This window comes from Vibrio sp. DW001 (genome assembly GCF_029016285.1).
Taxonomy (GTDB): Bacteria; Pseudomonadota; Gammaproteobacteria; order Enterobacterales; family Vibrionaceae; genus Vibrio.
The window spans coordinates 826,574-853,132 of sequence record NZ_CP091976.1 but is presented as its reverse complement, the minus strand read 5'-3'; the positions used below and the strand labels follow the sequence as shown (position 1 = coordinate 853,132).

Sequence of the window (26,559 nt, the reverse complement as noted above, 5' to 3'; positions counted from 1 at the left end):
AAAACGGCTAATGGATTGGGTATCAAAGCCAAGATAATCTCTACCTTGGCTTTGATCTTATAACTAGCGCTTAACGGCTTCTAGTTTCCAGATATTATTTACATAGTCACGAATTGATCGGTCAGAACTGAATTTGCCGACCAGTGCTGTATTCAATATCGCTTTACGTGCCCAACCTTCTTGGTCACGGTACTGTGCATCCATATCTTCATGTGCTTTCACATAAGAAGAGAAATCAGCAAGACATAGATAAGGGTCACCACCATCTAACAAGCTGTCAAATGTCGCACGAAGCTTGCCGGGTTGGCCTGGTGTGAACTCATCGCTCAAAAGTAGATCCAATGATGCTTTCAATAATGGATCTGAGTTGTAGTAGTCAAATGGGTTATAGCCACTAGCTCGTAGAGCTTCCACACCATCAACATCCAAACCAAAGATGTAGATATTTTCATCACCTACTTCTTCACGAATCTCCACGTTTGCACCATCCATCGTACCGATAGTTAACGCGCCGTTTAGAGCCATCTTCATGTTGCCTGTACCAGACGCTTCTTTACCTGCGGTAGAGATTTGCTCGGAGACGTCAGCAGCAGGAATAATGATTTCCGCCATGCTTACACGGTAGTCTGGGATAAATACAACCTTGAGTTTGTGATTAACACGTTTGTCATTGTTGATCTTCTCTGCCACTTTGTTTGTCGCGTAAATAATCTCTTTAGCAAGGTGGTAACCCGGCGCCGCTTTTGCTGCAAAAAATACAACACGTGGTGCCATATCAAATGTCGGGTCGTTCAATAAACGATGATACAAAGATAGGATGTGCAGCAAGTTTAGATGCTGACGTTTGTATTCATGAAGACGCTTAATCTGGACATCAAAGATGGCATTGGTATCAAGTTCAATACCCATGTTTTCTTGTACCCAGTTGGCTAGACGCTGCTTGTTTTCTTTCTTAACAGCCATATATCGTTTTTGGAACGCTTTATCTTCTGCAAATTTTGCTACTTGTGTCAGTTGATCAAGATCGGCTGGCCACTCAGTACCAATTTTCTCAGAGATTAAGTCCGAAAGTCCTGGGTTACAGAACTTCAACCAACGACGAGGAGTCACACCGTTAGTTACGTTTTGTAGCTTGTTTGGATACAGCTCATTGAACTCAGGAAATAGATCGCGCTTAACCAGTGCAGAGTGAAGAGCCGCAACACCGTTGACCGCATATGAACCAACAACACATAGGTTTGCCATACGCACCATACGGTGGAAACCTTCTTGAATAATAGAAAGCTTACGTTGTTTTTCAACATCACCAGGCCACTTAGCACGTACATCGGCTAGGAATAGGTGGTTAATCTGATAGATGATTTCCATATGACGAGGAAGAAGACGCTGAATAAGTGATTCACTCCACGTTTCTAGTGCCTCTGGCAATAACGTATGGTTAGTATAAGCAAACGTTTTTGAACAAATAGCCCATGCGGCATCCCAAGAAAGATCACGCTCATCCATCAGAATACGCATCAATTCAGGAATAGCGATTGTTGGGTGCGTATCGTTAAGCTGAATGGTTTCATATTTAGGTAAGTCGGTTATTTTATGACCCGCCGCATCATGACGACGTAGAATGTCTGCCATTGATGCAGCACTGTGGAAATACTGCTGCATTAGACGAAGTGTTTTACCCTTTTCGTGGTTATCGTTTGGATAAAGAACTTTAGTAATGTTACCCGAGTCGATCAGCGCATGCTGTGCTTCAAAGTAATCACCATTATTAAAACTTTCCAAGGAGAATGGTGCGATTGCACGACATTCCCAAAGGCGCAATGGATAAACTGTATTACTTTCGTAACCAACGATTGGAAGATCCCAAGGCATACCTTGAACTTGCATACCTGGCACCCAACAACGTTTTTCTATACCGTTAACAAACTCAGAATCAACATGGCCATAAAAACCAATTTGCTGCGCATATTCAGGACGAGCAACTTCCCATGGGTAGCCTTCAACACCGCGCCACGCATCAGGCGCTTCTTTTTGATGACCTTGTTCAAAAGATTGTTTGAATAGGCCATATTCATAATGAAGGCCATAACCAATTGTTGGAAATTCTTGAGCTGCGCACGAATCCATGAAACATGCAGCAAGACGACCCAAACCACCATTACCTAGTGATGGGTCTCGTTCTTCTTCAAGCAGGTCAGAAAGGTTCTGACCAAGTTCAGTCATCGCGTCCGTAATTTGTCCGTACAAACCCATACTAATCAGGTTATTACCTGTTAGGCGACCGATTAAAAATTCTAGAGAAAGATAGTTAACGCTCTTCGCGTTTTGAATAGCCTTGTCATTTTCCGTTTCTAATAGGTCAAGTGTGGTCAATTCAGCCAATGCGCGTCCCATTGCTAGGTACCAAGCTCTAGAGTCAGCATGCTCTATTGTGGTCGCATAAGTTGCACTTAGATGTTTCTTAACACTAGCTTGGAAAGAGGCTTTATCAAATTTCTTTTGTTGAGTTGGTTTCATAGCGAAATCTCATTAATTATCAATTTATCTGTGGCATATCCTGCATTGACTTAAGTAGCAGAACATCCTCCCATAAACGTGGTATCGGAGGAGGAGTAGTTAGGGCGTAGATATCTACTCCTACACAATTCAAGATCTAAATCACACTACTACGGTTAATTTAATAAACTTAAGTGATTCAGGTCACGTGTACATCTCTTTACCTCAATTAGCCATAAATCGGCTAAAAATGACCTATCGAAAAAAGTAACTGAAATATGTCGATTTGGTCACAAAATAATTAAAGCTTAGAATTGTTTCAGCCATACTAATATGTACAGATGAAATAATTAATTACATCATATCCTAGCCGTAATGTGACAGGACACGCAATTGTGGGGCGTAGATGATCATTTACATGCGCTGGGTCATACATATTTGAGAATAGTCATGTACGACAGGGGGACCCTTAACGTAGGATTAACTTAACCGAGAAAAATAAGCGTATAAGTAGCCCTTTCTACTGTCTAAATACTAAGAGCGGGGTGACTCACCCAGTTCAAAATAACTCATTGAATATAAATATGTTGATACCTTCAAAATTAACTAGACCCGGTCGTTTGCATAACGCGATAGTCAGACCAAGAGTGCTAGATTTACTGCAACAAGCGCCTTTCTATAAGCTTGTACTTTTTCGTTCGCCTGCGGGATACGGCAAAACCACCATGGCTGCCCAGTGGCTGGCAAATAAAAGTGCCGTAGGTTGGTATAGCATAGACGAGAGTGACAACGATCCATCTCGTTTTGTGAACTATTTCATTCAAGCTATCAACAAAGCAACAGATGGAAGATGTCCCAGTTCGCAAACATTAGCAGAGAGGCGACAGTTTTCTTCACTTCACTCTCTCTTTGGAGAAGTTTTTGTTAAACTCTCCGATTATTTCAACGAGTTTTATGTGGTGTTAGATGACTATCATCTTATCGATTCAGATGAGATCCACGAAGCCATGCGTTTTTTCTTAAAAAACATGCCTGACAACATGACACTTGTTGTCACTAGCAGAAGTACACCACCTTTGGGAACGGCTAACTTAAGGGTTAGAGATCTCATGATCGAAATCGACAATGGTTTACTCGCTTTCGACACTGAAGAAACAACCCGATTTTTTAATCAGCGCGTCTCTGAAGGTATCGATGATGCCACAGCCTCAAACTTACAAACCTACGTCGAAGGTTGGCCTTCGGCTCTGCAATTGATCGCCCTACAAGCACAGCATCATAAGCGAACACTTGCGCAGTCAGCAGAATCTGTTTCTCAATTTAATCATGCGCATTTATGGGACTACTTGATAGAAGAAGTCTTTGATTTGCTCGATGAAGATACGAAGCATTTTCTGATGCAATGTTCGGTGCTAGAGACATTTAATGACGCCTTGGTGACAGACCTCACCGATCGAGAAGACTCCCTCGGTATGATTGAATCACTCAATCGTTTTGGACTCTTTATCTATCACTTAGAAGGTGAACAAGATTGGTACCGATTCCACCACCTCTTTGGCGAGTTTCTTGCGCATCAAAGAAAAGCACGCATTGCAAATGAAGAAGTTAAGTTGCACCAAAAAGCCGCGATAGCCTGGCTTAAGTTAGATATTCCATATCAAGCTCTTCGTCATGCTCAAAAGGCAAAAGATGACGCTCTTATTGCTAAGATCATAACCAACTCTGGCTGGAAGATGTTTAATCATGGCGAGCTGATTATATTAGAAAATGCAATAAATCAATTAGATAAAGACTTTTTGTATAGCAATATGAAGCTATCCCTATTGCGAGCATGGTTATCTCAAAGCCAGCACCGATACAATAAAGTAGAAGATATGTTAACCGTTTCTCTTTCCGAGATGAAAAGTAGAAAGATAATTCTCAGCACTAATGACCAAGGTCAAGTAAACGCCTTACTCGCACAAGTTGCGATTAATAAAAATGATCCTGTACTTGCTCTTGAACTGGCTGAATTAGCATTGAGCCAGTTAGATACCACTATCTATCGTAGCCGGATTGTTGCCACTTCCATTGTTGGTGAAGTTAACCACGTATTGGGTAAATTAGATCGCGCATTGCCTCTGATGCAACAGACCGAGAAACTGGCCCGTCAACATCAGCTATACCATCAAGCATTGTGGGCACTGTTACAACAGAGTGAAATATTAGTAGCACAAGGGTTTGTACAAGCCGCATTTGAGATGCAAGATAATGCCTTTAAACTCATTGAAGAGCAGAAGCTTCAACAACTGCCTCTCCACGAGTTTCTGTTGCGTTCTAGAGCGCAAATACTCTGGTGTTGGAATCGCCTGGACGAAGCTGAAGAGTGTGCTTTCAAAGGAATTGATGTACTAGGAAAGGCGGATCCTAGCAAACATTTACACAGCTATTCTATGTTGGCTCGTATTGCCATTGGTCGAGGTGAACTGGATAAAGCGGCAAGGTTTATCGAACAGATAGAACACCTATTGGAACAGTCAACCTATCACCTAGACTGGACAGCTAACGCATCGCTTTCCCTAATACTTTATTGGCAAGCACGCAACGATGTCGAATCAACGGAACAATGGCTAATAAAAGCAAATCGACCAACTGAAGCAAAAAACCACTTTTTGCAGCTGCAATGGCGAAATATTACCAGAGCGCAGATCTATGCTGGTCAATATGATGAGGCAAAAATAAGCTTAACATTTTTACAAAATGAAGCCGAAACTTCAAAACTCATCACCGATATAAACAGAAATCTTATTGTGGATGCTATCCTTGCCATAAAACAGAACGATGAAGAACGGGCTAGCGATATGCTTAAAGCCGCATTAAGCATGACAAATCAGACGGGAATGATAGGTAACTTCTTAATTGATGGTGCTTCTATTGACCACCTACTACAAAAGCTGATGAGTAAATCAACGTTAGGCGATCTCGAAAAACATAGAGCACAACAGCTTGTAAAAGATATATCGAGTAAGCAGCGCAGCCGCTCTATTCATTTTGATGAGGAGTTCATCGACAAGCTTCTTAATCATCCGAATATTCCGGAGTTGGTTAGAACCAGTCCATTAACCCACCGAGAATGGCAGGTCTTAGGTTTGATCTACTCGGGTTTCAGTAACGAGCAAATTGCACAAGAGTTAGATGTGGCAGGGACAACAATCAAAACACACATTCGTAATCTTTATCAAAAGCTGAATATAGCCAATAGAAAAGAGGCAATAGAAACTGCCGAAAATTTGCTCAATTTAATGGGTTATTGATAGAATCGTTCCCATAGGTAGACTCGGCGTTTTCTTAATTCGTTTCGTCATTTTTCTATTTGATCCTGTCATCCCCACAAAAGTGGGGATCTCATACCACACGATTTCCATTTTCACGGGAATGGTAAAGCGGGTAGAAAATAACTAGAAATGAAGGTGTTTTGAGAAAACGCTCCGTATTGTGATACAAAGCCTCTAAATAATCCGTATTGCACAGAATGGGAACGCTAATTTTACTATCACGGAAACCAAATGATTCTAAAGGAATGGACATCAAATAGGCTATGGTATGCCGATATGTACTACACCAAGTTTGGTTTATCGCACCTACACAGAATGGTGGTTATCCGGCTGATAGACGGGTCAATCGTAATACACAACCCTATCGATTTAGGCATACAATTGCAGCACGAACTCTCTAGGCTTGGTTCTGTCAAATCTGTCATTTGTGCCTCTCCAAGCTATCATCAGTATCTATCCGAATGGTGGCTCACCTACCCAGACGCACTTTTTTATGCGACCCCCACTCTGATACAAAAACGCTCAGATATTAATTTCGACGGCGCGTTATCTAATTATGCACCTTTAACATGGAAAAATGACCTATTTCAAACTGCGCTATTGGGATTTGATCAACCACGTAAGGTCATGTTCTGCGATCCAGACAGTCGTACTCTCATATTAAGTGACCATTTATTTGCAGTACAAGACATGCTTCCTATTGGTCAGAAAATACTCACTTGGGCTCATGGCATAAATCGAGATCTTAAAATTTCTTATTCTGATAAACGTCACTTAAATAACATGACGGCATTGAGAGCGTCGATACAAGAGGTCATGACTTGGCCTTTTGATAAATTGATATCCAGTAATGGGTTAATCATTGAAACAAATGCAAAGAAGCATTTTTATCAGGCATTTTGGTGGGCGTTCTAATAAAAAAAACCAACCGCAATAATTGCGATTGGTAAATAGATATTGTGAACAATAGTTATTCACTAACAACGTCAGTTGGCTAGGTGACCCTCGGCTTTAAGAAGGGTCATTACCACTAATGCATCATGCGTGCCAAATTTATATATATCGTTTGGCTCTAAATTCAACCTAGCTAAGACACATTTGACTTGTTAATTCGCATAATGCAAATTGCATATTGCAAATCAAGGCAAATTGCTATGAGCTAGGTTGCAGAACGATAAAGGACGGACTCTTTTCTCTCTAGCAAAAATTCTTGTATACTCTTTGGCTACTTAAATCAGAACCTATCAATTAATGAATTACTTAATCACCTTCTTCAAAGGTATGGCGATGGGTGCAGCGGATGTGGTACCAGGCGTATCTGGCGGCACCATTGCATTTATTACCGGTATCTATGACACTCTTCTTGAGAGTATACGACGAGTAAATCCAAGGCTACTTATCCTATGGAAACAACAAGGATTTAAAGCCGCATTTAACCATATCAATGGCTTTTTTCTTATCAGCCTTTTTGGTGGGATAATTACCAGTATTTTAACCTTTGCCAAACTTATCTCTTGGTTACTCGTTAATCATCCTATCCCTCTCTGGTCATTTTTCTTTGGTCTCATCTTAGTTTCTGTCTTCCATATCCTTAAACAGGTTGAAAAAAAGGATATTGTTCGCGGTATTATTGTCGTAGTCGGTATCGCATTTGCGTACTTTATTACCGTACTTAAACCACTAGAGATGGACCCAACCAGCATCAATTTTGTCTTCGCTGGCGCCATCGCTATCTGTGCCATGATCTTGCCCGGCATTTCAGGCAGCTTTATTCTTTTGTTACTAGGTATGTACACGCCGATACTCGCTGCAGCAAAAACCATACAAATAGACATACTTCTGTTATTCGTTGCTGGCTGCGTTTTAGGTTTACTTACATTTTCTCATCTACTCTCTTGGCTGCTTAAATCCTTTAGAGATTCAACCTTAATGTTTTTGACCGGGCTAATGATAGGAACGTTGCCGAAGATATGGCCTTGGAAAGAAACCATCAGCTGGCGTATAAATTCACACGGTGAACAAGTTCCTTTAGTACAGGAAAACCTGTCACCCTTCCAATTTGAGGCTCTGACTTCTCAGCCACATCAATTGTTACTGTCCATTGCGATGATGTTTCTGGCTATAGGGCTTGTTTTAGTGTTCGAGAAGGTTTCCAATAAAAAATAATCCATCATTTTGAGAGAAGTAGAGCGTACCGTTTAAATACGTTCTATTTTCCATCAAAATTCACAACTTGTTCACAACAGTTATCACTTATCTCTATCATCATGATAATATATTAACTTATTCAACACGATAATCCCCACGATGAAGATTATTCAAATACTATTAATATTTGGCGCGATTGCGCTTGGTTATGTTGTACCAGATTTAGTCAAGTCAATCAGTCAAGAAGCAGAGCCCATCAATCTCGACAAATATTGTATGGTCTCGACCACAGCATGCCAACAAGACGGTGTAACAATCACTCTCGAACATGACCTTGCCAAACCATTGGTGAAAAGCATGATTGAGGTTAATTGGGAAGATACCACTAGCGATACTTTACTGCTCTCTCTTCAAGGTTTCGAGATGGATATGGGTATCGCTAAATACCAGTTAACTAAACAATCAAGCGGCAGATACATAGGCAATATAATGTTGCCCGTTTGCACACAAGATAACATGACATGGATAGGAACATTGACCGACGGTAATAAAGAAGTTTATACCGCAATTAGGATGGAAAGATGAGTAGAAATTGGTCTTTAGCTATAGTTATCGCCTTTGTGCTTGGCTACAGCGTAAAAGTATATATGGATATGCAAAACGACGTTGCTCTAGAGAAACAAAATGAAGCGGCGATGCAGATCATTAAGGACCCCGTATTCAACGGTAAAGATGATACTGAAACACACATATTCGACGTCACCGACAACAGAGTTCGAGTCGTATATTTTGGTTACACTCGCTGCCCAGATGTCTGCCCAACATCGCTGGCGATGTTATCCGGAGCGCTTAGCAGCATTAATGAAGAACAATTGGCGCAACTCAGACCTATGTTTATCTCCATCGATCCTGAAAGAGATGAAGCAAACGCAGCTCATCAATATGCACAATACTTTCATACCAATATTGAAGGTTTTTCTGCCCCTATGGCAACAACAAAACCTGTTGCGGATCACTATGGTGTCATTTTTAGAAAAACAGAATTAGAAGATTCCGCTATCGGTTATGTCGTGGATCACAGCTCTTATTTCTATTTCTTAAAGCCGGATGGGACTTTGATCACCAAAGTCGCCCACACCATGAACCCAAGTCCAATCGTTGCCGCGATAGAAGATGTACTCAAAACCGAATAACTGAAAATCAAAGCAATCAGAAAATCATATAGAAGCGAAGGTAACATTCGCCAAATTATAGGGAAATTAAAATGAAAAAAACACGTGTACTTTTAGCCTCAACCTTATCGCTATTCTTCTCGTCATTTGCCTTGGCATCTGATGTAGAAATTCAACACCCTTACGCCAGAGCAACACCGCCTAATGCACCTACAAGTGCCGTTTTCTTAGTTGTCACAAACAAAGACTCAACCGAAAAAAGCATTATTTCAGCGTCGACACCAGCCGCAGGGAAAGTTGAGCTTCATACCCATGTTATGGACGGTGACGTAATGAAAATGCGTCAAGTAGACACGATTAGTATCCCAGCAATGGGAACGACCGAGCTAAAGCCTGGTGGTCTACACATAATGCTCTTTGAACTCAAACAAGATTTTAAAGAAGGCGGACAGATCGACGTAACGATTAACTTTGCGAACGGCGAAAACCAAAGCTTTACTGCGAAGATTAAAAAGGTAATGCAAGGGATGAAGATGAAGCACTAATGACATCGTTTTTAGTAAAATTACGATAAAATAAAAGAGAGGTTTTATAATGCACCTCTCTTTTGCTATCATTCCCTTTGAATTAAAAACAAAGTCACAAATGGAGGACACACAATGATTGTAATCAGAACCCACTCGGTAATGGCTAAGACTTAAGCGCTTTTATTTGCTCAATCCTTCCTATTATCCGGTGATGTAATTTTACCGGGGTTAAGCTTCTATATTCAATACTCATCTTTTGAAATTATCAAATGAGATTGAAGTAATCGTTATTCACCCCTGATCAATAAAACAGATACTCATAGCGACATCCAGGGTTTATATAATGAATTCAAATTTCACTTTGCCACAACTTGGTTGGCAACCATATTTCCAACAACAACTTACGTTAGAAGACTACGAACACCACCGTATAGCTCGGGTCTCAGCACACCATCGCTCCGGTTATGAACTATTGTGTGAAGTAGGTTTATTATCATTACCTATTCATCATTCGCTTCCTCAAATGACCGTTGGTGATTGGTTACTTCTAGATAGTTCGGATCAATTTGTTCGACTGTTAGATAGGCACTCACTGTTTCGACGTAAAGCTGCAGGACCAAAGGCACAAGAACAGTTTATCGCAGCGAATATAGATACTATTTTTGTTGTTTGTTCACTTAATCAAGATTTCAATCTTAGCCGAATAGAGCGGTATTTATCTATCGCCCATGATGCCGAGGTTGAAGCTGTCGTCGTGCTTACCAAAGCCGATTTGTGTCATGATACCGACGAGAAAAAAGCACAAGTCCAAGCACTTGATAATATGCTTATGATCGAAGTGGTTAACGCATTAGATAACGATAGCACCGCCGGATTACTTGATTGGTGCAAACAAAGCAAAACGGTCGCATTTATGGGCTCTTCCGGTGTCGGCAAATCGACCTTAGTGAACACCTTGTTAGATGATCACCTACAATCGACGGCCTCTATTCGAGAAGACGATAGCAAAGGGCGGCATACGACGACATCAAGAACACTGCACATGATGCCATCGGGTGCATTACTACTAGACACACCTGGAATGCGAGAGTTACAACTAACAGACTGCGAATCAGGTGTAAGCGAAACGTTTTCAGATGTAGAGAGCGTTGCCAAACAGTGCCGTTTTTCAGATTGCCAACATCATGGAGAACCAGGTTGTGCCATTCAAAAGGCGCTCGATTCCGAATCAATCGATCCACGTAGAGTGGACAACTATTTCAAGCTGATGAGAGAACAGGCAAGAAATAGTGCGACAATATCGGAGCAAAGAGCACACAACAAACAACTAAGTAAAATGTATCGAACCGTTCTAAACGAAAACAGAGACAGAAAGAAAGGCTAGTATTTAGTCTGTTACGACACAGCAAATAAAAGAAACCCGAGCTGATAACTTCAACCCGGGTTTCTTTTTATCAATTTATTAACCATTACTTAACAGTTAGAAAATATAAACATCTAACTTACTCACAATTATCATCATTATTTGATTAAAGTATGACTTAATTATAGACAGATTCTCTATCTAACATAATATATGTAGGTCGATTACCTATGCGATAGACATTGGGTTTCGACATAATAAATTCTAAATAATAATTAGGTAATTCCATGCAAAACAACAACAGCCTCATCACAAGATTTGCTAGTGGCAATCTTGTGCTCCAAATTTTAGTCGGTATTGTACTCGGTGTGGTACTCGCGACTATTTCGCCAGAAAATGCCAAAGATGCCGGTTTAATAGGTAGCCTATTCGTAGGTGCACTAAAAGCTGTCGCTCCAATTTTAGTATTCATTCTTGTAGCAGCTTCTATTGCCAACCAAAAACAAGGACAACAGACACATATGCGTCCTATCATTATTTTATATTTGATAGGTACATTCTCAGCAGCGCTTACTGCCGTTCTACTAAGCTTTGCATTCCCAATAACCTTAACTTTGGTCGCAGGTGCTGAAGGTACGACACCTCCACAAGGTATCGGAGAAGTTCTTCATACTCTCCTATTTAAGTTAGTTGATAACCCAATCAACGCGTTACAAGAAGCGAACTATATCGGTATTCTTGTATGGGCTGTTGGGCTTGGTCTCGCATTACATCACGCATCTGCAACAACCAAAGCGGTATTTGAAGATTTAAGTCACGGCGTATCACAAATCGTTCGATTTATTATCCGCCTAGCACCATTCGGTATTTTTGGCCTAGTGGCGAGTACTTTTGCTACAACTGGATTCTCAGCGTTGGCAGGGTATGCTCAACTTCTCGTTGTGCTACTAAGTGCTATGCTCATTATCGCGCTTATTGTTAATCCAATCATCGTTTGGGTCAAAACCAAGGAGAATCCGTATCCACTGGTATTCAGATGTTTACGCGAAAGTGGTGTGACCGCATTTTTCACACGCTCTAGTGCTGCAAACATTCCAGTAAACATGGCTTTATGCGAAAAATTAGAACTAGACGAAGATACTTATTCCGTATCGATTCCCCTAGGTGCCACCATTAATATGGCTGGTGCAGCAATTACCATTACGGTATTAACGCTTGCAGCAGTACATACAATGGGCATTAGTATTGACCTTCCTACTGCATTACTTCTAAGTATTGTTGCCTCTGTATCGGCGTGCGGTGCATCTGGTGTAGCGGGTGGTTCTCTATTACTTATCCCATTAGCGTGTAGCCTATTCGGTATCTCAAATGATGTTGCCATGCAAGTTGTCGGTGTTGGCTTTATTATTGGTGTTATTCAAGATTCAGCTGAGACAGCACTAAACAGTTCAACAGACGTTGTATTTACAGCGGCAGTATGTAAATCAGAACAAGCGTAACCGTTTACGCTTAACACATAAAAAAACCAGCCATTTGAGGCTGGTTTTTTTTACTCAACGTTCTTTCAACTCAATGGTTGTACCAAAAGAAATATTATTTTTTGTCCATGAGAGAAAAAGAGAAATCTAGTCCATCTCCATCGTCTTTATTCCCCTCAGCAGACTTTTTCTGCTTTGGTTCATTGTCATTTTTCTCGTATACCAAAAACTCATTGCCATCTATCTCAGGAAAATAAGTTGTTCTTTTATACAATTTATTTAACGCTTTGATCATCGCATGCTTTTCAATCGCACCATCTGCTAACTTTCTCAGCAGAGGTTTGGCCATTTCTTGAAGCCCTACAACGGCATCAACACCAAGAATATTCCCAACATCATCTCTTCTCGCTTTAGCAGGTTCATATCCAAAGTACGCGGAAAGAAACAACCATAGGTAGGCAATAGCATTACCTTTCGCTCCTCTTCCTATCCAGACATCTCCTGCAAAATATTGGGCTCTCGGATTGGCTTGCTCAGCGGCAAGTTCATACCAATACGTCGCTCGATGAATATTTTTCTCTACACCGATGCCATCGCGATAATGCTCTCCGAGTTTTATCTGCGCCTCTGGGCTGTTTTTCTGAGCGGCTTTAAAATGCCACTCTGCTGACAATTTGGGGTTGGGATGCATATTCATTTCCGCAATATACCAATCACCCATATATATCTGAGCTTCAATATGATCATTATTGGCGACCTCTTCAATAGTCTCAATACCTTTATCTATATTTGGTTCGATGCCTTGCCCACCAATTAATGCTTTGCCCATTTCAAATTTAGCAAGATGATTTCCATTGTGAGCTTCAATCGCAATCTGCCAAAACTTGGATTTTTCAATAAGAACAATATCTTCTTTTGCACGACTACACACTCGAACCACACCGTACATACCCATCTCATTGTCTTGCGCTGCGGCTTGCTCATACCAATGAAGCGCCTCTCTAGGATTATTAATCTCTGCTTCTTTAGCCAAAAATAGCTGCGTCGGTATATGGCCAGTTTCTGCCTTAAACAGCCGTTCTTTTTTCTCTTCCTCACGTTGTCTTTCTATAGCCCTTCGATATGCGCGCTCGCGCTCTATTTTCTCTTCAGAAAGCTTTTTTTTCTTGACGGACAGTGACGTCATCCAGCCAACAATTAGGATAAGCGATATACCTGTAACCCCAACAGCAATGGTCATAAAATTCATAAACTTATCTGCAGCCTTTTACAACATGAGCAATGATACGTTGACGATGCTCCTATCAACTTATCTTTCGTATGATTTATTAAACGCACAAGGCATTATTAACAATAGAAACACTATAAACTATTGACGACTTTTTCTATACCTAGTCATGCGGGTTTCGTGCCAGAACCACTGCATTTTGTATATAAATAGTATTGTGCCATTTTCGCATAAAATTAGTTTTTGACACAAATACACCATAATTAAAGGAATTGCACTGAACACATGAACGATATAGAGAGACAGAAAGTGTCCAATTCATTAAATAAAAAAGTTATTTATCATGTCTTTACCCGTCTTTTTGGGAATAGTAAAAACGAAAATATTGCGTGGGGCACAAAAGAAAGAAATGGGGTAGGTAAGTTCGCCGATTTTACTGAATTAGCACTAAAAGAAATCAAAGCACTTGGTGTTACTCATGTCTGGTTTACTGGCGTACTTCATCATGCTCTGATAGGCGATTACGCTGATAAAGGTATTGGTGATGACCACCCATCAATCGTCAAAGGACGCGCAGGTTCTCCTTATGCCATAAAGGATTACTATCAAGTAAACCCAGATCTTGCTAATAATATTGAAAAACGAATGGGTGAGTTTGAAGCCTTAATTGAGAGAACTCATCATATTGGTCTTAAGGTTATCATCGATATCGTGCCGAACCATGTTGCTCGACAGTACCATGGCCTCAATAACCCCAATTCTGTTTTAGATTTTGGTGAACATGACAATACAGATCTTGAGTACCACAGAGATAATAATTTTTATTACATTGCAAACGAACCATTTCAATGTCCGGATGAGCAAATCCCTTTAGGTGGTGAAGCGCATTCATCATTGACGCGTCCGTATGTTGAATATCCCGCTAAATGGACAGGTAATGGGTCTCGCTCTGCCAAACCAAGTTGTGATGATTGGTATGAAACTGTAAAGATTAATTATGGAATTAGACCTGACGGCAGTAAAGATTTCCCCATTCTTCCAACTGAGTTTGCCGATAAATGTTACCAAGAACATAATGAATTTTGGCAGAAACAATCGATTCCTGATTCATGGAAAAAATTTAGAGATATTGCATTATTTTGGATAGACAAGGGTGTTGATGGATTCAGGTATGATGTTGCGGAGCTCGTACCCGTTGAATTTTGGAGCTTCTTGAACTCCACAATAAAAAGCAATAAACCGGATGCTTTCTTGTTAGCGGAGGTGTACCAACCAAAGCTCTATCGAGAATTTATTCATTTAGGCAAGATGGATTACCTTTACGACAAAGTGGACCTTTACGACACGCTTAAAACCATAATACAGAAAAAGAAATCGGTACAATCCATCGTTCAAATTCAGAAGGCACTGGCGGATATAGAACATCATATGTTGCACTTCTTAGAAAACCATGACGAGCAACGCATTGCTTCACCCGAATTTGCAGGCAATGCTGATCTGGCTCGTCCAGCAATGTTAATTTCTGCGACAATAGGCAGTTCGCCTACTATGATTTATTTTGGCCAAGAGGTAGGAGAACCCGGCGCAGAAGATGCAGGGTTTGGGCAACCCTCACGTACCTCTATTTTTGACTATATTGGCGTGCCTTGTCACCAACGTTGGTTCAATAATGGTACATTTGATGGCGCTCTATTAAGTAAAACAGAGAAAGAGCTTAGGGGTTTTTATCGCTCAGTCCTCAACTATTCCCTAAACAGTCCAGCACTGTTGGGTAGTTATATCGACCTATACAGTCCCCTTTTTGACCAACTGGGCCCAATGAAAGATCTCATCTTTCTATTCGCCAGACAGAAAGACGAACATACCGTCATTGTCGCGGTAAATTTCAGCGCAGATTTACACTGTAAACAAACATTGGTCATCCCTAACCTTTTGATACAGCAGTTATCGTTGACAAATGGGCTCCATATTTTCAGGGAAAAGATTGAGCATCAACGAACAATTGAAATAAAAGTGGCTGGGGGCATAGGAAAGATAGCGCTACAACTGCCACCTCTTGCCGCCTATGCATTTGAAATATAGAAATTGGTGCTAAATTGAGGGGCGCTTTACTCATCTGACGGTTGTTTTTTTAACGTAGATTCAATCATTTTTTACAATTTCAGGCTGATAACCGTCAGATATAATGTGTACAACATAACATGGCAGGCGTTTTTATTATTTGTTAAGCAGTGACACCATCATCGTCACCGCTTAACGAGTCATTTGAGCGCTATTTTTTCTGGCTATTAATCGCATTCACAAAGGCTTCTTGTGCACCTTCGATATTTAATGCTTTAGCTTCTTCAAGAAGTGCGAGCGCTTTAGGGATGTCGCCAACTTTTACTGCTTGCTTAATTGCTGTTTCATAAAAAAGAACAGATTCAGGTTGAGCGACAGAAATCGCCTTCGGAGTGACCTTCTTAACCGCGTTATTTAGGGATAAAGTTTTGAGCTTTATTTCCAACTCACCTAAATAACTATGTTCATATTTGAGGTCTGTGACGATAGGTAATGGATCGCCACTATTGATTGCTCTCACTTTCGCAGGATGTGGGATAGTGATTGTATGGCCAATCTGATCCTGAGGTGTATATATGATGAGATACGGTGTTTTACTTGCGTCAAAGGTAATCGACGCTTCATACCTATTTTGACTAAAAGCATCAGAATACTTTATCTTGAAATCGTCTAACTCATATTCGTCAACGACATTAAAGCGGTTGTCCAACGTGACGACTTTCGGTGCTAATACCGATTTTTCTTTCATTTTGCTGCTTAACGTTATTTCCACTGTTCTAGATTTCTCAGAGAAAACAAATGAAGCAAAATGACTCTTACCTTCTGGGAAGCGCCACACCGGCGTTGAGTCGTCGATTTGAAATTCAATCTCTTCCGTTGTGCTTAGTTGAGTCCATGAAAAATCAGAATAACTAGAACAACACACCTCTGCATTGATAACTGGTAAATCAGTTTTATTCACTTCGTCTGAACTAGAGGCGCAACCAAAAAGTACACTACCAAATAAAAAAGCTAATACTGTTTTTTTCATACAAACTCCTAAAACTCATGTAGGCAGCCTTCTCAGGCCGCCTATTAATACTCAATTTATTCTAAATACCTTAGAACCAAATCTCAGCTTCGATACCAACACGAGTCTCGCTATCGTCGCCACCTTTAGACCATTCGTAACCGCTGTCGCTTGAAGACATGTATGTTACGTAAGGCTTAAGTTGTGGACGACCCCAGTAATCTGAATTTACAGTAAATACTGGCGCTAAAGTTGCTGAATAAAAGCTCGTATCTGCGTCTTCACGACCCCAGTTTTCAGCTTTACCGATACTTTCGACTGAATATGTTAACACGGCTTCCATACGGAAGTTTTCGTTAACTTTATATGATGGTGTTACACCTAAGAATAAACGAGACAATCCATCATCTGAACCCCAAACCGAATCTGTTTTTGAGTTAGATAGATCCCAGTAAGTAACTTCAGTACCTAATTGTACGTTTTCAGAAATATTTACAACACCGTAAGAAGTAAAGAAGATCGACTCATCATCTTTCTGCCAGTTACCACTCCATTGACCAAAGTTGACACCGCGGTTAGCAGCAACCCCTTGACCATAAGTTAAAGCCGTCGTCGTCCAACCATCCAAACCGTAGTAGTCACGAGAATAAGTAATTGCTGCACCTACACCGTTTTCAGCCGTTGATGCCTCGTCTACGTTTGTACGAGTCATTAACTTAAGGTCGAAATCAAAACGACCCGCTAATGCTTCAACACCATAGTAGTAAAAATCAGCAGAAGTAACCGTTGTGCTAGCGCCATCTGCATCTAAATTACATTGCTTCGAGCTCGTTTCTGCACCATTAGGATTAGTACAGCTTCCTTCGCCTGGATCAGCAGACAAAATTGCAACACCAGCGTTGTTATACTCAAGACCCGTACCAACACCAGAGGATTGTTTCCAGAATTCTTTTGTTATGATACCCGCTTGGCGGTTTAGGTAACGCTGACCTGCCCACATGCTCAGACCTTCAGCAAAATAAGATAAATCGCCTAGTTCAACATAAGCTTCTTTAAACTCAAGTTGTCCAGATTCTAAATGGCCTTCGTTACCCGATGACGATGTATAGAAACCGCGTCCATTACCACCTTCGTTGTTACCGTATTCTGTTTTCAGAACATATTTAGACCAGGCACCGCTTTCGTAGTTATTACCTTTTGTCACAGTAAACTCTACTTGAGTAGGGTTACCCGAGAATGCGGCACCCGCAGCGCGGTAATCGCGACGATGGTGGTAAGTCTCTTCTAGAGCCAAAGACTGGCCTACGTTATACAGAAGATGACCATAACCATTTACTGTCCATCCTTCAGTTACTTTATCTTCTGCTAAAGCAGAACCTGCAAATAATACACTTGCCACTGCTGTAGCAATTACGCTTACTTTTTTCATCTCGTCAACTCCTGAACGAATAATTATGTTTCTTATACTTCCTAGGTTTCCTTTGAAAGGCAGAACAAAAAAAACCATTAAAAAAGAATTTGTTTGGGAGTCGCCTCCCGTTTTGTTTCAACGATAGGCATAATAAGTAAGCGAGCAACGGATGACTTCCTCCGCCCTACGCGAATTTTCGGGGGAGTAGAGAGGCGTAGAAAATTAGATTAGAGATGATTTTGTATACTGGATCACTAAATATGGGGGTAGGAGAGGCTGAATAGGAGCCAAACCACTGCACAAAGTGTTAATGTCATCATGTTTCAATATATATCTGCTATTACCCATTAAGCAGAAAAAAAATAAAATAAATTACTATTGAGACATAGAATTAATTTACTATGGATACATATGATGTGTTGACTATTGTTCGACATCCCTTTTTACTTGAAGTTCGCAACAAGCCAACAATTTATAAAAAAAGAATAAATAATGACAGACACGCGCTCACGGCCTCACCCTTTAGGGGCTACATTAGACGGCAATGGATGTAATTTTTCCATCCATGCGCCCAATTGCCCTGACATATCTTTGGCCTTATTTGCTAACGATGATGAATATGAATTATTTCCGCTCGTCAATGAGTATGCCGGCATACGACATATCTACATTCCGACTATAAAAGCAGGCCAGAAATACGGCTATGCAATTACTACTCACGATGGAGAAAGCCTTCTTTTATCAGACCCTTACGCGAAGGCATTAGAGAAACCATTACACTACGCTACACCTTATTCAAACCCAAAAAGTTGGGGGATGAGTAAATGTGTGGTGATTGATCCTGCATTTGACTGGCAAGGTACTGAGCCACCTAGAATACCAAGAGAAGAAACCGTCTTGTTTGAGACTCACGTCAAAGGTGTGTCAAAACTAAATCAAGGTCTAATAGAATCCGAACAGGGAAGATATTTAGGTTTAGCAAGCAGTACCATGCTCGATTTTTACAAGAAACAGAATATCACTACGCTTCAGCTCCTTCCCGTTGCTGCCTGTATGCATGAAGAACATCTTCTAAAAATGGGAAAAGTGAACTATTGGGGTTACAACCCCTATCTGTTTATGGTTCCTGACCCAAGATATGCAAATAGCGATGCGGTTGTAGAACTAAAAACCGCTATACGTGAGTTACATCGTAATGGTATTGAGGTCATTCTCGACGTCGTATACAACCACACGGCTGAAGGAGGAGAAGGTGGGGTGATCTTTAATCTTAAAGCACTCGACCCTCGCAACTATATAAAGCATGGCCCTCACTACGCCAATTACACTGGCTGCGGCAACACCACTGACTTAATGCACCAACCGATGCTTAATTTGGTAATGGACTCCATGCGATATTGGGTGGAAGAGTTTCATGTCGATGGATTTCGCTTTGACCTTGCGGCAACGTTGGGTAGAAATGGCGATAGCTTTAACTATCACTCCCCATTTTTTAAATCGGTGGCGCAAGATCCAGTACTAAGGGAAGTGAAACTTATTGCTGAACCTTGGGATATCGGCCCGAACGGCTACCAAGTGGGTGGGTTTCCAGATGGCTGGAATGAGTGTAACGATAAATTCCGCGACATTACCCGTAGTTTCTGGCGTGGTGATGATGGATATTTAAAAGAATTTGCCACCAGAATTATGGGTTCAAGAGATCTCTATAGTGCAAGTCGTTGGCCTCAAAAGTTAACCATCAACTACATCACCTACCATGACGGTTTTACGCTACAAGATCTTGTCTCGTATCGCCATAAGCACAACGATGCAAATGGCGAGCATAACCATGATGGGCATGGTGATAACCGTTCTGATAATTATGGTATTGAGGGCGATACCGACAACATGATGATAAAGGCCGTTCGCGAGAAGCAAAAACGTAACTTTATCGCCAGTCTGCTATTTGCGTTCGGTATACCTCATATTATGACCGCAGACGTTCAATCCCACTCACAGAATGGTAACAACAACGCTTATTGCCAAGATAGTCCGCTGAGTTGGATTAATTGGCGATCATGTAATCGTATCGATCTATTTAAGGCTTGGATCAGCGATATGTTAGCAGCACGCCAACAGTATATGGTTCCCTTCATCAGGGCATTTAGTGGTGAACAACGAAACCAAAACAGAGTCGGCTGGCGTCGAGCTGATGGCGAACATATGGAACATGACGATTGGAACACGCAGAATTCCGTCGCTCTGCACCTTGGAATCGAGCAAGAAGGTGATGAACTGATCTACCTGATCAACCAAGCCACCGCTCCAGCTCGTTTCAAACTACCAAATAACTACAATCAATGCTGGGTGACGATTTGTGATACCAGTATGGATAAAGTAGTCAATCGCCACGCAGAGGGTGATGTATTAATGGCACCGATGTCGTTGGCGATACTGCATTCAACCGCAAAGTAAAATGCCATTGCTCATCAAGTAAAAAACACCTGCGAACGCAGGTGTTTTTATTTTTATCAACGTTGAGTTTAGCGCACAACAATATATCCTCTATCACGAACTAAATTTACTTACCCTCTTGGCAAAAACACTTCACCCAACATGCATCGAACACTGCCACCACCTATGTTTTCGATGGTTGAGACATTAAAAGGTAATAGTTTGCCATGGGTCGACAGTTGGTTTCTCTGCGCAGAAGTAAAGGCGTCGTATGCTGACTCAGACATCGCAATCACTTTATCGCCATTGGCATTTTCTAGTTGAAGAATATTGCCACAAAAATGATTCATTTGGTCAGGTGAAATAGAGATCACTTGCTTATCTTTCGCTAGAGACTTAATTACAAAACGACGTTCAAATTCAGGGATAAGCTCATCACAAATGACACAAAATGACTCCCCTACTGCCATCATCACATTTGTGTGATAAATCGGTTGGCCGGAAGGCAACGCGGTTTGGAATGAAATAACACGCTCATACCCTACCCTTTGAGTGTATTCTTCTAATACTTCTCTATCACAACGGTGAGACAACGCCGCGTAGATGGTACGATTAATGTGGTCCATCACCATCACGCCAGTACTTTCTAAATAAGCATTGTGCTCAATAAACGAAGTCAATGATGAATGAGAGGTTACCCTTCGACCTGAATCAACAAGTGCTTTAACCAAGGCTTCAGGACGGACCTCCAACTGACGGTTTGTGCACGCCATAGGGAAAACAAACAACTCACCTGTCGACGTCGTACTAAACCAATTGTTTGGGAACACCGCATCAGGCGTCTCTCTTTCCGCTACAGGGTAGTCAAATTCAACAACCTGTACACCTTCGGCGCGCAAACCAACCACCATAGAATTAAATTCCGCCATTGCGTTTTCACGAACCTGCTGTGCACTCAATTCGCCCCGGTGTTGAAACTCATTATCCCCTGCTGTTTCTGCGTTATAGCAAAACTCTTTCGGCGGCACCATCACCACACAATTCGCATTTTGAAGTGAACGGACACCTTGCAAATACTGCATTGATTGAGTTGAGTTCATTCATAAATATCCATTTTAGATTCATTACATCGATTGTAAACAGAAGGTTAAATGTCATTTAACTGAATTTGATACCATTTACACGAGCAAACTAGGCGATTTCGCTGCCATAGAGAGCAAAATCGGTAACTAACATAGGCATGCCTTGTTAATACAGTGTTACACCTAAGCATATCTATTCACTAACAATGTTATCAATGCCCTTTCTCGCTCTGGGTTTGGTTTAATAAATCCATAGGTAAGCATAATTATTACGCAAATATGCACATTCAAAATGAAATGGAAAATAATGTCCTTTTTTTTTAGTTTGGGGTAGTGTGTGTTGATAAATTAACCCATCTATTATTCAACGAATTCTTCTCGTGATTGAAGATAAAACAACAACAAGATGGGAAGAGGATGAACGAATGTATAAGTTTTTTGAAGGGCTAACAAAAGCCTTCCCAGAAGAAGAACCGCAACAACCGCCAACCGGTGTTTTTGCTTTTTGCCGGCACTATACTCGCGGTTTCGAAAAACCGCTGCTATTAATGGCGTCACTCAGTACCATTGTTGCCATTATTGAAGTTTCACTTTTTGGTTTTATGGGTGAGCTCGTCGATTTACTCTCGACCAGTAACCCAGATACCTTTCTTGAAGAAAATAGCAGCACGCTTTGGGCGGTTGGTTTAGTGTTACTGGTTGTGATGCCAATACTCGTTACCATCTACTCACTGACGATCCATCAGAGCCTGCTTGGAAACTATCCAATGTCCATTCGTTGGATGGCACACCGATATTTGTTAAAACAAAGCCTCTCGTTTTATCAAGACGATTTTGCAGGGCGTGTCGCCACAAAAGTGATGCAGACTTCCCTTGCGGTGCGAGAAACCGTGATGAAAACCGCGGATGTTTTTGTCTATGTAATTGTTTATTTTACCTCTATTGTGGTCATGTTGGCTCAAGCCGATTGGCGATTAATGTTACCTATGTTGGTTTGGTTAGCCGCCTATATTTGCATTCAATTCTACTTTGTTCCAAAACTCAAATCCGTCGCTTCCGAACAAGCCGATGCCCGTTCTACCATGACGGGTAGAATTGTCGACAGTTATACCAATATAGCAACAATCAAACTCTTTTCTCACAGTAAACGAGAAACCAAATACGCAGAAGAAGGCATGGACGGTTTCTTGGATACGGTCTATCGACAAATGCGCTTAGTAACAGGCTTCAATATCTGTGTAGAGATCGCCAATTATTTCCTAGTATTTTCGATCGCTGCTATTTCTATTTTTCTTTGGATGGAAAACGCGATCACCATTGGCGCAATTGCCATCGCGATCAGTTTGGCTTTACGGATAAACGGCATGTCGATGTGGATAATGTGGGAAGTCGGTGCGCTATTTGAAAACATGGGCACCGTGGTAGACGGCATTTCCACGCTTTCTAAACCAATTGATATAGAAGACAGCAAAGATGCAAAACCTCTAGAGGTTGATAAGGGTGGCATTCAATTTGATAACGTAAGCTTCCATTACGGTGAAAAAGATAAAGGGGTTATCAACCACCTGAACCTGAACATAAAGCCGGGAGAGAAAGTAGGATTAGTTGGTCGCTCTGGCGCAGGAAAATCAACACTAGTTAACCTTTTGTTACGCTTCCATGATGTGGAAGGCGGACAAATAAAGATTGATGGTCAAGTCATATCAGAGGTTACCCAGGACTCTTTACGTGCCAATATAGGCATGGTGACCCAAGACACCTCATTACTGCACCGCTCTATTAGAGAAAATATACTCTATGGCAAACCAGATGCGAGCGAAGAAGCGATGCTAAAAGCCACCATTCAAGCGCAAGCACATGAGTTTATCGACACCTTAACGGATCCGCATGGAAACAGCGGATACGATGCTCAAGTCGGTGAACGAGGCGTGAAACTATCTGGTGGTCAACGCCAGCGAGTAGCGATTTCGCGAGTCCTTCTAAAAGACGCCCCATTGCTTATTTTGGATGAAGCCACTTCAGCACTAGACTCGGAAGTAGAAGCAGCAATACAGGAAAGTCTGATCGAGCTAATGCAAGGTAAAACCGTCATTGCCATAGCACACCGCCTTTCTACCATCGCAGCAATGGATAGGCTAATCGTATTAGATAAAGGGCAGATCGTTGAACAAGGTTCACACCAAGAGCTGATTCAAGGCGATGGTATTTACGCTCAGCTTTGGGCTCATCAAACCGGCGGTTTTATCAATGATGACACGAAAAGCAGTTAAGATGTTGATTTGTAAATAAATTAAATTTAACTGATTTTACAAAATGGCGACAAATGGCGACAAAAAACGAGGGTTATTGAGCTCTGTCGCCACTTTGTCGCCATTTTTTTCATTCTAGTTTTCTAAAGGGTTCAGCTCGACAGCTTGGATAAGATGCTCTGGTGAGAAGTGAGCATAAGCCATCGTTTGTTCTATTTTACTATGACCAAGAATTCGCTGAAGCACCAGAATATCACCCCCATTCATCATAAAATAACTCGCGAATGTATGTCGTAAAATATGCGTCGCCTGCCCTTGCGGAATGAACGCTGGTAATGACCTTTTCACGCACTCCCATGCTGCGTAATATCGAACATCAAAAATATCGTGACCAGATACCGCAACCGCGAGTATTTCATCATGAAGAACTTTAGAGATAGGAACGCTTCGGTTCTTCTTACCTTTTGTGTCGATGAACGTCAGTTTGTTTAAAGTGATATGGCTCCGCTTCAAGCCTAACGCTTCACCTACCCGCGCACCGCTTGCTAGGCATATTTTGCAAACAACGAGTATCTGATCGGCTTTAGGGCTGTTATCTGCCGCTAACTTATTTAAGAAAGGCTGAATTTTGTCTTTAGTAAGATAAGACAACTCCCGTTCGGACGCTTTAATAAGATCAATACCCAAAACTGGGTTTGGCAACTTCCATTCACCATACTTAACTAGCGTATTAAACATGGCCTTAAACGTTTTAAGTTCAATGTTATGAGTAGTCGGAGAAAGCGTAATATTTTTTCTGGTTGGATGATGGCTAATTCGGTTCGCCCGGTAATTGAGGTAATCCTTCATCGTAAAATGAGAAGCTATCGGATTCCCAAGCATCTCAACGGTTTTCTTAAGCACAACATACGAATGACTGCCGGTCTTAACGGTGCTTCCATGCACTACCCACCAACGTTCAAGCAACTCGGAAAGCCTACGGTGATCGGGTTTACCACCAAGCCAAGGCTTATCATCAATTTCTCGCATAACATAGCGTTCATAGGCGACGGCTTCACCTTTAGTGGCAAAGCTTTTTCGAACACGCTTGCCGCTGCGGCCAGCTGGATAACATTCGCAGAGCCATGGCTTTTTTGAACTGTCTTTTAGATTTCTAACTGACATAGAAAACCTTGAATAACTGTTTTTTTATACAGTATTTTAAGTTAAGAATTTTAACAATGTTTAAGTTTATAGCGAACAAACATTGGTGATTTTTTTGAATACTCGGAGCTGTCCTGCGAGTACTCGGAGCAAACTACTGAGTACCTACAGAAAAGACAATAAGTTGTTTCCAAACTAGAGTTGCAAGAACAAGTTGGCTGCACTGAAATATGAACTTGTGCAATATATTGCACCCGTTATACTGTTTATATATACAGGCCATGTTATGCGATAAGTTTGAACTGCACCGAAGACAAACGAAGACAAGCGCTGTAAATTGTAGGCGGAAGCCGATTGATCATATTGATAAATCTAACAAATATAAGTAAGCAGGTCTCATGGAAATTAAAAATGTCATTTTGCATAACCTAATCAAAACGGAGAACAGTACAAAAACAGAGTTGGTCCCTCGTACTCAAGAGAATGAGATAGACGAATCAGCTTCACAATTAAGTAAGGGGATCAACGATAAATTTAACTCCACGGGTTTGAATACTGGGCTTTTTCGTAAACCAGAAAAAGACGAACAGTTGACTCAGTTTGAGCACCTTCTAGAGAAGTATTACGACGATGGATTTGAAGATTACGTAGATTTTACTAAATCAGCAGCAGCACATCTTCAGAAGCAACTAATGGGGGCGCAGTCAGCTAAGGGAGGGCACCTCTGGTTCAATCATTACATACATAGTGGTGAGCATTTTTTGAGTGTAGTGTTGCTTCGCGAAAAGACAGTAATGCGAATAGATAAACTGGAATTGGCGCAATTCGATAGTGTTGACCTCGACAAACTTCACATGGCAGCTCGGATAAACTTAACCAAGTGGAAAAATGCGGACGAGCTATCCAATCGCTATATATCATTTAAAATTGGTAAGGACGCGAAAAAGGTCACAGATTACTTTGCTGATTTTATTGGCTGTGAGGAGTTTACCCAAGCTGCGTCAGATACAAAATCTCTAGTAAAATCCGTAGAAGCATACTGTAGTCACCATTCCTTCGATGATGTAAAAACGGAGATCGTGAAGAGCAAGGCACATGATCAGATCGTTGAATGGAGGAAGGAAGATAAGCAAACAATACGATTAGATACACTGTCCACAATTCTTGATGCTGCATGCTTGCCAGAAGACGCAGAGGAAAAGGATAAAGGGCACTTTTTACTCATCTCACAAAGTGATCCTTATAATCTCAATAACGAGCTGGCAACAGATGCAAATGCTCTGAGGCGTTTGAAGAAGTACTCGGGGAAGAATAAACTTATTTCAATTAGCTTTGACGCGAAATTATTAGGAAATGCAGTAGCATATGACCCTACCAACGGCGGTGTTTTAACAATTACTGAAATTCCGAAAGCGCTGAAAGAGCAGCTAGATAGCAGAAAATAA

Annotated in this window: 18 protein-coding genes; 12 read left to right on the top strand and 6 right to left on the bottom strand. The window is 41.2% G+C overall.

Annotation, left to right across the window (positions count from 1 at the left end):
- Window positions 1-63 precede the first annotated feature (63 nt).
- Window positions 64-2,517: a glycogen/starch/alpha-glucan phosphorylase gene (locus L3V77_RS21210; protein WP_275136816.1), complete on the bottom strand. Its 2,454-nt coding sequence runs from the start codon at window positions 2,515-2,517 to the stop codon at window positions 64-66.
- A 563-nt stretch (window positions 2,518-3,080) separates the two neighbouring features.
- Here L3V77_RS21210 and malT point away from each other — a divergent pair.
- The 8 genes from malT to sstT all read left to right on the top strand — a co-directional run bounded on the left by malT (window position 3,081) and on the right by sstT (window position 12,519).
- On the top strand, window positions 3,081-5,789 hold the full coding sequence (gene malT / locus L3V77_RS21205) for an HTH-type transcriptional regulator MalT (protein ID WP_275136815.1): 2,709 nt from the start codon (window positions 3,081-3,083) through the stop codon (window positions 5,787-5,789).
- 252 nt (window positions 5,790-6,041) lie between these two features.
- On the top strand, window positions 6,042-6,725 hold the full coding sequence (locus L3V77_RS21200; protein ID WP_275136814.1) for a hypothetical protein: 684 nt from the start codon (window positions 6,042-6,044) through the stop codon (window positions 6,723-6,725).
- Between the two features lie 336 nt (window positions 6,726-7,061).
- Window positions 7,062-7,976, top strand: coding sequence for a DUF368 domain-containing protein (locus L3V77_RS21195; protein ID WP_275136813.1), 915 nt, complete (start codon window positions 7,062-7,064; stop codon window positions 7,974-7,976).
- Between the two features lie 141 nt (window positions 7,977-8,117).
- Entirely contained in the window at window positions 8,118-8,543 is a 426-nt protein-coding gene (locus L3V77_RS21190) for a hypothetical protein (RefSeq protein ID WP_275136812.1), read from the top strand.
- Window positions 8,540-9,151, top strand: coding sequence for an SCO family protein (locus tag L3V77_RS21185; protein ID WP_275136811.1), 612 nt, complete (start codon window positions 8,540-8,542; stop codon window positions 9,149-9,151). Before L3V77_RS21190 ends, L3V77_RS21185 begins: the two co-directional genes overlap by 4 nt.
- Before the next feature lie 71 nt (window positions 9,152-9,222).
- Window positions 9,223-9,675 (top strand): copper chaperone PCu(A)C, encoded by a 453-nt coding sequence (locus L3V77_RS21180; protein ID WP_275136810.1) that lies wholly within the window; start codon window positions 9,223-9,225, stop codon window positions 9,673-9,675.
- A gap of 325 nt (window positions 9,676-10,000) precedes the next feature.
- Window positions 10,001-11,041, top strand: coding sequence for a ribosome small subunit-dependent GTPase A (gene rsgA / locus L3V77_RS21175; RefSeq protein WP_275136809.1), 1,041 nt, complete (start codon window positions 10,001-10,003; stop codon window positions 11,039-11,041).
- A 266-nt stretch (window positions 11,042-11,307) separates the two neighbouring features.
- Window positions 11,308-12,519 (top strand): serine/threonine transporter SstT, encoded by a 1,212-nt coding sequence (gene sstT / locus L3V77_RS21170; RefSeq protein WP_275136808.1) that lies wholly within the window; start codon window positions 11,308-11,310, stop codon window positions 12,517-12,519.
- 94 nt (window positions 12,520-12,613) lie between these two features.
- Here sstT and L3V77_RS21165 read toward each other — a convergent pair whose 3' ends face one another.
- Entirely contained in the window at window positions 12,614-13,747 is a 1,134-nt protein-coding gene (locus L3V77_RS21165) for a tetratricopeptide repeat protein (protein ID WP_275138213.1), read from the bottom strand.
- 264 nt (window positions 13,748-14,011) lie between these two features.
- Between L3V77_RS21165 and L3V77_RS21160 the strand changes: the two genes are divergently transcribed.
- Window positions 14,012-15,808 (top strand): alpha-amylase family protein, encoded by a 1,797-nt coding sequence (locus L3V77_RS21160; RefSeq protein ID WP_275138212.1) that lies wholly within the window; start codon window positions 14,012-14,014, stop codon window positions 15,806-15,808.
- A gap of 190 nt (window positions 15,809-15,998) precedes the next feature.
- Here the strand turns inward: L3V77_RS21160 and L3V77_RS21155 are convergent, their stop codons facing one another.
- Complete coding sequence (locus tag L3V77_RS21155; protein WP_275138211.1) at window positions 15,999-16,817, bottom strand: MalM family protein; 819 nt, start codon at window positions 16,815-16,817, stop codon at window positions 15,999-16,001.
- 70 nt (window positions 16,818-16,887) lie between these two features.
- Window positions 16,888-18,225 (bottom strand): carbohydrate porin, encoded by a 1,338-nt coding sequence (locus L3V77_RS21150; RefSeq protein ID WP_275138210.1) that lies wholly within the window; start codon window positions 18,223-18,225, stop codon window positions 16,888-16,890.
- Between the two features lie 474 nt (window positions 18,226-18,699).
- Between L3V77_RS21150 and glgX the strand changes: the two genes are divergently transcribed.
- Window positions 18,700-20,661 (top strand): glycogen debranching protein GlgX, encoded by a 1,962-nt coding sequence (gene glgX, locus L3V77_RS21145; RefSeq protein WP_275138209.1) that lies wholly within the window; start codon window positions 18,700-18,702, stop codon window positions 20,659-20,661.
- A gap of 110 nt (window positions 20,662-20,771) precedes the next feature.
- On the opposite strand, the gene L3V77_RS21140 is transcribed toward glgX, so the two are convergent.
- A complete protein-coding gene (locus L3V77_RS21140; RefSeq protein ID WP_275138208.1) occupies window positions 20,772-21,740 on the bottom strand; it encodes an arginine deiminase-related protein in 969 nt (322 codons plus the stop codon).
- A 407-nt stretch (window positions 21,741-22,147) separates the two neighbouring features.
- Between L3V77_RS21140 and L3V77_RS21135 the strand changes: the two genes are divergently transcribed.
- The gene (locus L3V77_RS21135) at window positions 22,148-23,992 is read left to right on the top strand and encodes an ABC transporter ATP-binding protein (RefSeq protein ID WP_275138207.1); all 1,845 of its coding nucleotides are present in this window, start codon (window positions 22,148-22,150) and stop codon (window positions 23,990-23,992) included.
- 114 nt (window positions 23,993-24,106) lie between these two features.
- Here L3V77_RS21135 and L3V77_RS21130 read toward each other — a convergent pair whose 3' ends face one another.
- Window positions 24,107-25,135: a tyrosine-type recombinase/integrase gene (locus L3V77_RS21130; RefSeq protein WP_275138206.1), complete on the bottom strand. Its 1,029-nt coding sequence runs from the start codon at window positions 25,133-25,135 to the stop codon at window positions 24,107-24,109.
- Window positions 25,136-25,512: 377 nt separating this feature from the next.
- On the opposite strand from L3V77_RS21130, the gene L3V77_RS21125 reads away from it, so the two are divergent.
- Window positions 25,513-26,559, top strand: coding sequence for a nucleoid-associated protein (locus L3V77_RS21125; protein WP_275138205.1), 1,047 nt, complete (start codon window positions 25,513-25,515; stop codon window positions 26,557-26,559).